Consider the following 10,808-nt stretch of genomic DNA (forward strand, 5'->3'; position numbering starts at 1 on the left):
TAAATGTACATTATTCATTTTAGGATAGTATTGAAATAACTTCCGAGAATTTCTTTGCTCTTGCATATTCTAGTGCAGTTTTCCCCTCGTTATCTTTAATATCCTTTAAGGCTTGATTATCAATTAAAAATTGAACCATTTCAATATTATTATGCAAGCTGGCAAAAATTAATGGAGTGTATCCTAAATTATTTGTAGCATTTATATTGGCTCTATTTTCGATCAACATTTTTGCAAGTGTTATATTTCCTTTAAACGCAACTCCTATGAGAGCAGTATTTCCTGATCCATCTCTTTGATCAATGACTGCATTGTGATCGATTAATATTTGAGAAATATCAACTCTATCAAAATAAGTGGCAAAAATAAGAGGTGTAAAACCTCTAGCATCGGTGGTATTTACAATTTCAGGTTGTCTTTTTAGTATTTCTAAAACCTGTTCTGATTGGTTCTGTTGTATAGCAGTAAATAGGGTAGAAGTCATAGGGAATAAGTAAAAACGGGACTGGTATTATATCCCAGTCCCGTTTTAGAATTTTTAATAATTTATACGTCAAATCTATCTAGATCCATAACTTTTGCCCATGCTTTTACAAAATCGTTTACAAACCTTTCCTCACCATCATTGGCTCCATAAACTTCACATACCGCTCTTAATTCAGTATTGGAACCAAAAATTAAGTCGGCTCTTGTAGCTTTGAATTTTAATTCACCTGTAGCTCGATCTCTTCCCTCGAAATGAGTTTCTTCATCTGACGTTTCTTTCCAAGTATATCTCATGTCTAATAGAGTCTTGAAAAAGTCATTAGATAAACTTCCTACATTTTCAGTAAAAACACCATAATCAGATTGATCGTAATTTGCTCCTAGAACTCGCATTCCACCTACTAAAACAGTCATTTCAGGGACAGTAAGTGTTAATAGATTTGCTTTATCTACAAGAAGATTTTCAGCTTTTGCATCAACATTAGCATTTTTATAATTTCTAAAACCATCACCTGCTGGCTTTAAATAATTAAACTGTTCAATATCTGTTTGCTCTTGTAGTGCATCACCTCTTCCTTGAGTAAAGGGTACTTCTACACTATATCCTGCTTGGTGTGCGGCTTTTTCTATAGCTACATTTCCTGCAAGTACTATTAAATCTGCCAAAGACACTTCTCCATTAAAGGTTTCTTTTATTTTTTGATATACATCTAGAACCTTATTCAATTCACTAGGATTGTTCACTTTCCAGCTGCGTTGCGGTTCTAATGCAATTCTAGCACCATTTGCTCCACCTCGTTTATCAGAGTCTCTATATGTAGATGCAGAAGCCCATGCTACTCTAACCATTTCCGAAATAGTTAATTCGCTGGATTCAATCATAGATTTTAGCGTATGAATATCGGTATCACTTAACTTGTATTCTACTTTAGGAATTGGATCTTGCCATAGTAAATCTTCATTAGGAATTTCTGGACCTATATAACGGTCTTTTGGTCCCATATCCCTGTGTGTAAGTTTAAACCACGCTTTCGCGAAAGCTTCTTCAAAGGCTTTATGATCTTCATGAAATCTTTTTGAAATCTTTAAGTATTCAGGATCCTCTTTCAAAGCAATATCTGCCGTAGTCATCATGAGCGCTTGTTTCCCTTTACCACCAGCAGTAGGAGCCATTCTTGCTTGGGATTCTTTTGTAGGAGTCCATTGATGTGCTCCTGCTGGACTTTTTGTAAGTTCCCAATCGTAGTTAAGTAAGACATCAAAATAGTCGGCATCCCATTGAGTTGGATTAGGAGTCCAGGCTCCTTCGATACCAGAAGTAATCACATCATCAAGTACACCAGATTGAAAAGTATTTTTCCATCCTGTGCTCATTTCGGCCATTGAAGCGCCATGAGGTTCCACACCTACGTATTGTCCTGGATCTGCAGCACCGTGAGCTTTACCAAATGTATGTCCACCGGCAACTAGAGCAACTGTTTCCTCATCGTTCATCGCCATACGGCCAAAAGTTTCTCTTACATCTTTTGCCGATCCTATAGGGTCTGGATTACCGTCTGGTCCTTCAGGATCTACGTATATCCAACCCATCATAACTGCGGCTAGTGGATCTTCTAGATCTCGTTTTAACGGATCCTTTTCTCCATCATATCGCGCTGCATTTTCACCCCATTCTGTCTCGCTTCCCCAGTAAACATCCTGTTCTGGTTCGTAAATATCTTCTCTACCACCTGCATAACCAAAGGTTGGGAATCCCATTGATTCTAAAGCGACATTTCCTGCTAGAATCATAAGATCTGCCCATGAAAGTTTACTACCGTACTTTTGCTTTATAGGCCATAATAATAAACGCGCTTTATCTAGGTTTCCATTATCTGGCCAGCTATTAATTGGGGCAAAACGTTGATTACCTGTTGATGCGCCACCACGACCATCACCTACACGATAGGTACCAGCACTATGCCATGCCATTCTTATCATTAATCCGCCGTAGTGTCCATAATCTGCTGGCCACCAATCTTGAGAGTCTGTCATTAATTGTGCAAGGTCTTTTTTTAACTCGTCGTAATCAATGCTAGCAAATGCTTCGGCATAGTTAAAGTCTTCTCCTAATGGATTATGTTTAGGATCGTGTTGTCGTAAAATATTTAATTTAAGTTCATTAGGCCACCAATCACGATTTTTTGTTCCATGACCAGCCGTTTGACTTTGATTCCCGCTTAAAAAGGGACATTTTGAAGCATCGGAATCATTGATGTCAAAGGCTTCTCCATGCGGTTTGTTAGAGCTCATAGTTATTTATTTTAGGTTAATAATCGAAATTAAACTTGTTAAGTATGTTCTCAAAATTAGCTGTTATTACGCTACTTAGGACTAGATACAAATATTAATATCGTATTTAAAAATAAGAAAAAACTATTAAAGGTTAAAATTACATAGCTTTAAGTAATTGTTAAGTGATAGAATAAAAAAAGGGTGTACCTAATAGATACACCCTTTAAAATGATTGTTCTAAATCTTACTTGTAAGCAAAATATTGCTCTCTAGTTTCCATTATATTGTTTACATAAGATTTAAACGCAGCATATTCTTCCTTAGAAATATCGGCTGTGTCGGTTTCAGAAATAATTTTGACCACTACTTTATTTGCTGAAATCTTATTGAAAGTCATTGAATAACTATGGTTTTTATAATTAAAAGACTTGTTTTCAGGAATTTCTATGAATTGTTTTCCTGATGGAATTTCAATTAAAGTAGTTTCAATGTACTTATTAGCGTTCTCATAGTATTTATAAACTATGTCGTGCTGTCTTTCATCTTTTTCTACAATTCCTTTGGTATACGGTTGAGAAAATAAAGGAATTTTAAATGTTTTTAAAGAGCCTATTTTGGCCGGTTTAGCTTTTACTTCAACCTGTGCTTTTAAAATTGCTTTATTAGATTCATGCTCGTAGTTTGCCGTAATTAATTCATTGAGTTTTATCTCTTCGTTTGATCTATTTTTAATGAAGCTTTCTAAATTTTCTTTTTAAGTTTTTCACTTTCTTCATCTAATAAACTACGTAGATAAGAACTAGCACTACTTGAAACATCAGTTGTTATGGTAGCTTGATAGTTATCATCTGTTACGGTAACTATGGCATCGGTAGTAACGATACTTGGTTCAAAATTTACTTCTTTTAAATTGAAAATGTCGTTAGTAGATCCAGTTGCGTTAAATGGAATTTCTAATGCAATGGCCCCATCTAAAGTCTCAGGAAAAGATTTAAATGGTAAGAACTTATCCGTTAATTCAATGAAATATTCTTCACCATCAATTTTTGACTTAACTATACAGTGATTGAAATCTCTTGAAGGTAATCTCAATGAATTCTCGCCGTAATCAGATGTCAAGATAAGGACTAAGTTGGCATCCAAATCAACTTGACTCGCAAGAGCCACAAATAGGGTAGAGAAGTCCTTACAATCACCCAACTTTGAAGTAATAGTTTTTGAAGGTTTTTGAGGAACATAACCACTTTGCTTAAAACTTACATAACTGTAAGTAAACTCATCAGTAATAAAGTCGTATATAGTTTTTGCTTTTTGCTCATCAGTCAATCCTGCATGACCATTCGGGAAAATTTTTGCAATAACGTTTTTCACTTCATCTTCTACTTCAATTTGACTTCTCACAAGATCAGAATACCAGTCTGATATTTCATTCCAATCTTTAATAGTACTTATATGAATTCTAGTCCCTATATCAGACATAGGCTTCATGTAGTCTTCTGAAGTTCCTATTCCAGGTACATTACTTGCGGTCCATTCATATCCTTTCATACCGTCAACCTCGATGTTTTTAAAGGTCATATTCCCATTAAGAACCTCATAGTTTAAAGGCTGATTATTTTCAGTTATGATTCTTAATGAATATTCCTTAATCGGGTGGTAACCTTGAGCAGAGAATACGTTATCATAATCTTTATAAAAGCGTCCATAGCTACCATATTCTGATTCATAGGATATATAAATGACATCTCCAATTTCAAGATTATTAAAAACCATGTTTGATCCACTGCGCTCTGCTTGTTCTACAGAACCATTAGGTTTCACAATCTCTGATTTATCGATATAATAATTACCATACAAGCCTAGATCGTATTCTTTCATTATTTCAATACCATTATCTGAGGTGATTTCATAAATGTAGTTAGCGTAAAAACGAGATCCGCCTCGTTCATAAAGCATAATTAAATTTTCATCAGAAAGAATAGTAAGGCCGTATTCATTTTCAGTGTTTTGTCCACGATTTGCCTCTATGAACTCATACCTATCTTTTTCCTTTACTATCTCAAACGGATCTTTCTTGTCTTTAAGATCAAAAATCTTACGTCTTAAACTTAGGTTTGACGCACTGCGAGCCAATTTTTCCTCATACCATTTAAGTGCATTTTTTTGTCATTCTTTTTTAGGTATATATCACCTTTCATTTCTCTTACTCGTAAAGCATAAGGGTAGTTTTCTAAAGCTTTATCAAGTATCTCCAATGATTCATCAAATTTTCCAAGATCATATTTAATTCGAGCTAATCGTTGAACATTAGCATTCATAAAGTCATAACGGCCTAAGTGCTTTGTCATGAATTTCTCATACTCTCTTTTACGACCAGATTGGTAATAATGTGAGCCTAGCTTATTCATTATTTGCCAAGTAAAGTAATCATCCTCAAGATTTTCTAATTGCTTTTCAAAAAGACTTTCATTTTTAAAAAGGGTTTTATAGAAATTGATAAAAGTAACTTTAGTGCTCAAACTAACTCTATCACTACTTACGATTTGATCAATAACTGCTTTAGCTTTTAATGGTTCTTCTTTTCTTATCGCAAGAAAGAAGTCAGTTCCTAATCTAGTTTGTTCAAGTGTAGTAGCTTTCTTTACCTTTTTAATAAAAGTCTCGAAAGATTTCACGTCTTTTTTAAACAGCTTCTCTGTATCTAAAAACTCTAGAACTAAGGATTGATAATAATCTGAATCCTCTCTTTTAAGATCTTCAAGATATTGAAGCATTTTTTCATCTTTCTCATCATCGCCAAAAGCGTATGCTTCAATCAAATATACCTTGATAATAGTACTATTAGGATACTTCTCAATGTATGGCTCAAGAAAAGCTCTGGCTTTTTTAACTCGACCATTTCTTAGATAAGTACTGTATAAACTGAAGATATTGATAACATTATCCGGATTCTCTTGAATCTTATTTTCAAAAAAGCTTTCAAAAGGATGTGTAATTACCTCTGGATTTATATCTGATACGGTTTGTTTAGTATAAGATTTATTAGAAAGATCGCCATTAAGAGGAAGGATGTTATTCTGATCATCCATAAATCTTAACATGAAATAATTCGTATCACTAGAAGCCATTTTGATAAGAATTCTATTAACACCTTTCTTAAGTGATACTTTAAATCTGTTTGCATCCATTTCGGTTTGCACATCTTCATCATTTTCAAAAGCAAGTGCGTCATTCACAAAAACTTTGATCAAACCACCGCGTCCTAAAGACATAGTAACTCTTTGATCCTTATCAGAGTTTATAAAAGTTTGAGCATAGCTTACTTTATCACCATATTCATCATGATTTACAAAGAAGAAATAAGGTCGATCTTTAATTAAGTTAGGTTTATACCAATTAACTATTCCGTTACCTTTAGTATCAAAACCATTTGCTGAAACAGCTTGAACCTCTGGCTCATACTGGATGTCCATACCACTTTCATTTAGGTTTTCAAAAGGCCCTACAAATTCCCAATTTTCTACTGTAGGAATAGATTGCTTAATATCTTGTCGATCATCAAATTCCTTTAAATTGTTTAAAACTAATGATTGAACATATTTGTAACCATCTCGTATAGTTACATCATTAGTATTAAGAGCCTTTATTTTTTTAAGCACCTTAAGTTTGGCTGGTGAAAATCCTTCATCTCTATAATCACCTAAAAATATATTTGAATCCCATCCAGCATATAGATAAGGTTCAAAACCTGGTAACTTTATAAAGCTTTCTAGAAACTCAAATTCATTGTCGATTTGACCATTTTCTGTCTCAGTTAGTTTTCTTAGCAAAGCTTCCTCAATATTGTTCTTTTTAAGTTTTTTTGAGGTAGTGAGCGCTTTTGCTCGGTTGTTGTTTAAAAGTGATTTACTGGTTGATGTAATCGTTGGATTTTGAGCTAATGCTCCTTGGGCGACCATCAAGAATATGATGAGCGCAATTTGGAATGGTTTCCTCATGATTGGTTAAAATTTTTTACTGAGGACAAAATAGAACAGAAATCTGTTTCTAACGTAATTTCTTACCTTCTAAATCATTGTAACAGGAGTTATTTAACAATTTTTTAAACCTTACATTTGCCGCTCCTTAAATCCAGATTACAATGTCTAAACTTGACGCCAAATTACTAAACAGAGCCAATCATAAATGCGAACTATGTTCCAGTGAACAGAATTTGGTTCAATTTAAAGTTGAAAATACTGGATTTGATCAGTTTGAAAATGAGGTGATAATCTGTTCAAATTGTGAAGAACAAATCAATGAGGTTGTTCCTGTTGATGAAAATCATTGGAGATTATTAAATGATAGCATTTGGCATCCAGTAATTGCGATCCAAGTGTTGTCCTATCGTCTATTACATCAGTTCAATCAGTTTTCATGGACTCGCGATTTGATAGAAATGATGTACATGGAAGAGGAAGTAAAAAATTGGGCAGATTCTGGATTAATTAAAACACCGCAAATAGTACATAAAGACTGTAATGGTAATCTTTTAAAAAAAGGTGATAGCGTTGTTTTAATAAAGGATCTAGATGTAAAAGGAACTAGTTTTGTTGCAAAGCGAGGAACCGCAGTTCATAATATTAATCTGGATCATGAAAACGAAAATCACATTGAAGGTAGAGTGAATAGTCAATACATTGTTATTCTCACTCAATATGTGAAAAAGACTAAATAAACAGTTTCATTTGACCTGTATCACTATTTTTTCTTTCTAGGTCTATCAAATACCTCTTAGCTTTTAAACCACCAGCATATCCGGTAAGACTGCCGTCTGCGCCAACTACTCGATGACAAGGTACAATTATGGAAAGTGCGTTAGCTCCATTTGCAGCGGCTACGGCTCTTATTGCTTTTTGTTGATTACGCTTTCGCGAAAGCGCACCATAAGAAATAACCTCGCCGTATTCTAGGTCCAGTAATGAATTCCAAACGTCTTTTTGAAAATTGGTTCCTGCTAGTAATATAGGAATTGTGAACTTTTTTAAACCCTTATTAAAATAATCCTCGAGTTGTTGGAAAATGGTTTGATGGAATCTCGTTTTCTTATTCTCAAGGCTTGCATTAAAATATTGAGTCAATCGATGATCGATTTGATCTCGTTGCTTTCTATACTTCCAATCGCATAACACCAGATGATCGTCAAAAGTTCCAATTAAAAGAATCCCTACTGGACTGGAATAGGGTGCAACGAGTATGTGATTACTCATATCGCAGTGATTCAATAGGATCTAACCTTGCTGCTTTTATTGCAGGAAAAAGTCCAGAAAGAATAGCGATTAAAATAGAAACAATGGTCGCATAAATGATCGGATAAACCGGAATTTCAAAAGGAATCTCAAAGGCAAAGGTAGACATGGAGTAACCTATGAGCATACCTAATAAGATTCCTGTAATACTACCATATTGACTGATAAGAAAGGTCTCAATAAAAAACTGCCAGGAAATTGTACTACGTCTAGCTCCTAGTGCTTTACGCACACCTATTTCTCTAGTTCTCTCTGTTACAGAAACTAGCATGATATTCATTAAAGCAATACTTGAACCAAAAATCGTAATGATAGAAATAAAGAAGGCTGCAAATCCTAGTGCTCCTGATATCTCATTGAAGGAAGCTAGAAAACTATCACTGCGTACTATCCCAAAATTATTTTCTTGAACGGGTGTTAGGTTTCTTATACTGCGCATGAGTATGGTAGCTTTATCCTGAGCTTTGTCCATATAATTTGCATCAAACACCTTTACACTCACGTTATAATTGATATTAGGCGACGTATAAATTGATCTCGCCATTCCTATTGGAATTAAGACTCTAAGATCCTGATTGTTTCCAAAAGTGGCTCCTTTTTCCTTGAGCATTCCAATAACCGTAAACTTATTGCCGCGTATGGATAATTGTTGACCTATAGGATTTAATCCTTGAAAGAGAGCATCTTCCATATCACTACCTATCAAACAAACCCTTGCATTTTTTTGAATATCGATAGAAGTAAAGGGTCTACCTTGCCCCAATTCTATACCTGCATTTTCTACATAATGTTCATTTACTCCAGCTACAATTACTTTAGGTTTTGTTTTACGATCCTCGCTTTTTATTTCGGCCTGGCTAGTAGCCTGAAAGGAAACACCTACTTGAGTCAATGGATCCACATAACGTTCTTCAAATTCTTTAACTTGGGAATAGGAGATTATAGGATTAACCTGTGTGCGTTTTCCACCACCTCGACTTCTGAACCCTAATTCATATTGCTGGATATTAAACGTATTGGCACCGATTCCTTCAAAGCCATTAGTAATAGTGGTTTTAAGAGCGTTAACAGAGCTTAGAATACCCACAAGAGCAGTTATTCCTATGGCGATTATTAATACGGTGAGCACGGTACGCAGCAACTGCCCTTTAATACTCTGCTGTGCAATACTGATATTCTGTCGGAATAATTTGAACATGTCAATAGGACTACATAAAGAGTGAAAAGTTACGAGATTCGGTTAAAAAAGTTGCAAAGACTTAAGATGACTTTATGAACACGGTATATACACAGTATATTTGCACTCAGAAAAAAAATTATGGCACAGAAACCTTCTACTCCTAAAGGAACCAGAGATTTTAATCCGTTGCAAGTACAACGTAGAAATTATATTATTCAAACCATAAAAAGACATTTTGAATTGTATGGTTTTATGCCTATTGAAACTCCTAGCTTTGAGAACTTATCCACATTAATGGGTAAATATGGAGAAGAAGGAGATCGATTGATTTTTAAGATTCTTAATAACGGAGATTATCTGAATAAGGTAGATGAAGACTTATTAAATAGTAAGGATTCAAATGCTATGATTTCACAGTTAAGTGATCGTGCGCTCAAATATGATCTTACCGTACCATTTGCTAGGTATGTAGTGCAACATCAAAACGATATTACATTTCCTTTCAAAAGGTACCAAATTCAAAACGTATGGCGTGCAGACAGACCTCAAAAAGGTAGGTATCGTGAATTCACGCAGTGTGATGCCGATGTTGTAGGTAGTAATTCTTTATTACAGGAAGTTGATTTTATTAAGTTATACGACGATGTTTTTACTAGCCTACAAGTTAACGGTGTTACCATTAAAATAAACAATCGTAAAATCTTAGCCGGCCTTGCAGAAATCATTGGCGCGGCAGATCAATTGATTCCCTTTACTGTTGCACTAGATAAGTTGGATAAAATAGGAGAGGAGCGTGTTAAACAAGAAATGCAAGAACGAGGAATTTCATCTACAGCCCTAGAAAAACTTCAACCAGTATTTACACTTACGGGAAGTTATGAGGAAAAACTAGAAGCAATGAAAGGGCTATTATCAAGTTCTGAAATAGGAATCAAAGGAATTGAAGAACTTGAATTTATCAATCAATCCTTAAAGTCAAATCAGTTAAAAACCGCAACTCTAGATTTAGATATCACATTGGCTCGTGGTTTAAATTACTATACGGGTTGCATTTTTGAAGTTGCTGCTCCAGACAGTGTTAAGATAGGAAGCATCGGTGGTGGTGGTAGATATGATGATTTGACCAGTATTTTTGGATTAAAGGATGTAAGTGGTGTAGGAATAAGTTTTGGATTAGATCGAATTTACTTGGTTTTAGAAGAGCTTAATTTGTTTCCAGACTCTGTTAAGGCTGGTGTAGATGTTTTATTTATCAATTTTGGAGAGATGGAAGCTGCACATTGTTCTGGGTGGTTGTCTCGCTTTCGCGAAAGCGGAATTAAAACAGAATTATATCCAGACGCTGCAAAAATGAAAAAGCAAATGGGTTATGCAGATAAGAATAACATTCCCTTTGTGATTTTGGCAGGAGAAAATGAAATCGCTACTGGTAAACTTACCCTTAAAAATATGATAGAAGGTAGTCAAGAATCACTAACTATTGATGAGATCATTGCTAGATTAAGTTAGTCTTACAAAACATATAAAACGAAAAAGCGGCTTAATTACCAAGCCGCTTTTTTCTTTATTGATGGTTGTAC

Annotated in this window: 9 protein-coding genes; 2 read left to right on the forward strand and 7 right to left on the reverse strand. The window is 34.7% G+C overall.

Translation table 11 applies throughout. The features are described from left to right. Window positions 1–19: 19 nt before the first annotated feature. From BST91_RS05035 to BST91_RS05050, 5 genes are all read right to left on the reverse strand, one after another. Window positions 20–484 (reverse strand): ankyrin repeat domain-containing protein, encoded by a 465-nt coding sequence (locus BST91_RS05035; RefSeq protein ID WP_085774695.1) that lies wholly within the window; start codon window positions 482–484, stop codon window positions 20–22. 62 nt (window positions 485–546) lie between these two features. Continuing rightward, window positions 547–2,778, reverse strand: a complete 2,232-nt coding sequence (gene katG, locus BST91_RS05040; RefSeq protein ID WP_085774696.1) for a catalase/peroxidase HPI — start codon at window positions 2,776–2,778, stop codon at window positions 547–549. 226 nt (window positions 2,779–3,004) lie between these two features. Continuing rightward, a complete protein-coding gene (locus BST91_RS13065; protein WP_157546894.1) occupies window positions 3,005–3,157 on the reverse strand; it encodes a hypothetical protein in 153 nt (50 codons plus the stop codon). A 344-nt stretch (window positions 3,158–3,501) separates the two neighbouring features. Beyond that, the gene (locus tag BST91_RS05045; protein ID WP_085774697.1) at window positions 3,502–4,893 is read right to left on the reverse strand and encodes a transglutaminase-like domain-containing protein; all 1,392 of its coding nucleotides are present in this window, start codon (window positions 4,891–4,893) and stop codon (window positions 3,502–3,504) included. Next, complete coding sequence (locus tag BST91_RS05050; protein ID WP_085774698.1) at window positions 4,869–6,758, reverse strand: tetratricopeptide repeat protein; 1,890 nt, start codon at window positions 6,756–6,758, stop codon at window positions 4,869–4,871. The genes BST91_RS05045 and BST91_RS05050 overlap by 25 nt, the downstream gene beginning before the upstream one ends. A gap of 143 nt (window positions 6,759–6,901) precedes the next feature. Here BST91_RS05050 and BST91_RS05055 point away from each other — a divergent pair, with 143 nt between their 5' ends. Beyond that, a complete protein-coding gene (locus BST91_RS05055; protein WP_085774699.1) occupies window positions 6,902–7,477 on the forward strand; it encodes a PhnA domain-containing protein in 576 nt (191 codons plus the stop codon). Here BST91_RS05055 and BST91_RS05060 read toward each other — a convergent pair. Beyond that, complete coding sequence (locus BST91_RS05060; protein ID WP_085774700.1) at window positions 7,470–8,009, reverse strand: methylated-DNA--[protein]-cysteine S-methyltransferase; 540 nt, start codon at window positions 8,007–8,009, stop codon at window positions 7,470–7,472. The two genes, BST91_RS05055 and BST91_RS05060, sit on opposite strands and share 8 nt — an antisense overlap. After that, on the reverse strand, window positions 8,002–9,246 hold the full coding sequence (locus tag BST91_RS05065; protein ID WP_042280168.1) for an ABC transporter permease: 1,245 nt from the start codon (window positions 9,244–9,246) through the stop codon (window positions 8,002–8,004). Before BST91_RS05065 ends, BST91_RS05060 begins: the two co-directional genes overlap by 8 nt. Before the next feature lie 120 nt (window positions 9,247–9,366). Here BST91_RS05065 and hisS point away from each other — a divergent pair, with 120 nt between their 5' ends. Further along, entirely contained in the window at window positions 9,367–10,737 is a 1,371-nt protein-coding gene (gene hisS / locus BST91_RS05070; RefSeq protein ID WP_085774701.1) for a histidine--tRNA ligase, read from the forward strand. The last annotated feature ends 71 nt before the right edge of the window (window positions 10,738–10,808 follow it).

It is taken from the genome of Nonlabens tegetincola, assembly GCF_002117085.1.
GTDB classification, from domain to species: domain Bacteria; phylum Bacteroidota; class Bacteroidia; order Flavobacteriales; family Flavobacteriaceae; genus Nonlabens; species Nonlabens tegetincola.

What these genes read in the sequence shown, in the direction of transcription:
- BST91_RS13065 (WP_157546894.1), bottom strand. Translation starts at nt 3,157, where the DNA reads ATGACTTTCAATAAGATTTCAGCAAATAAAGTAGTGGTCAAAATTATT.
- BST91_RS05055 (WP_085774699.1), top strand. Translation starts at nt 6,902, where the DNA reads ATGTCTAAACTTGACGCCAAATTACTAAACAGAGCCAATCATAAATGC.
- BST91_RS05060 (WP_085774700.1), bottom strand. Translation starts at nt 8,009, where the DNA reads ATGAGTAATCACATACTCGTTGCACCCTATTCCAGTCCAGTAGGGATT.
- hisS (WP_085774701.1), top strand. Translation starts at nt 9,367, where the DNA reads ATGGCACAGAAACCTTCTACTCCTAAAGGAACCAGAGATTTTAATCCG.
- BST91_RS05065 (WP_042280168.1), bottom strand. Translation starts at nt 9,246, where the DNA reads ATGTTCAAATTATTCCGACAGAATATCAGTATTGCACAGCAGAGTATT.
- BST91_RS05050 (WP_085774698.1), bottom strand. Translation starts at nt 6,758, where the DNA reads ATGAGGAAACCATTCCAAATTGCGCTCATCATATTCTTGATGGTCGCC.
- katG (WP_085774696.1), bottom strand. Translation starts at nt 2,778, where the DNA reads ATGAGCTCTAACAAACCGCATGGAGAAGCCTTTGACATCAATGATTCC.
- BST91_RS05035 (WP_085774695.1), bottom strand. Translation starts at nt 484, where the DNA reads ATGACTTCTACCCTATTTACTGCTATACAACAGAACCAATCAGAACAG.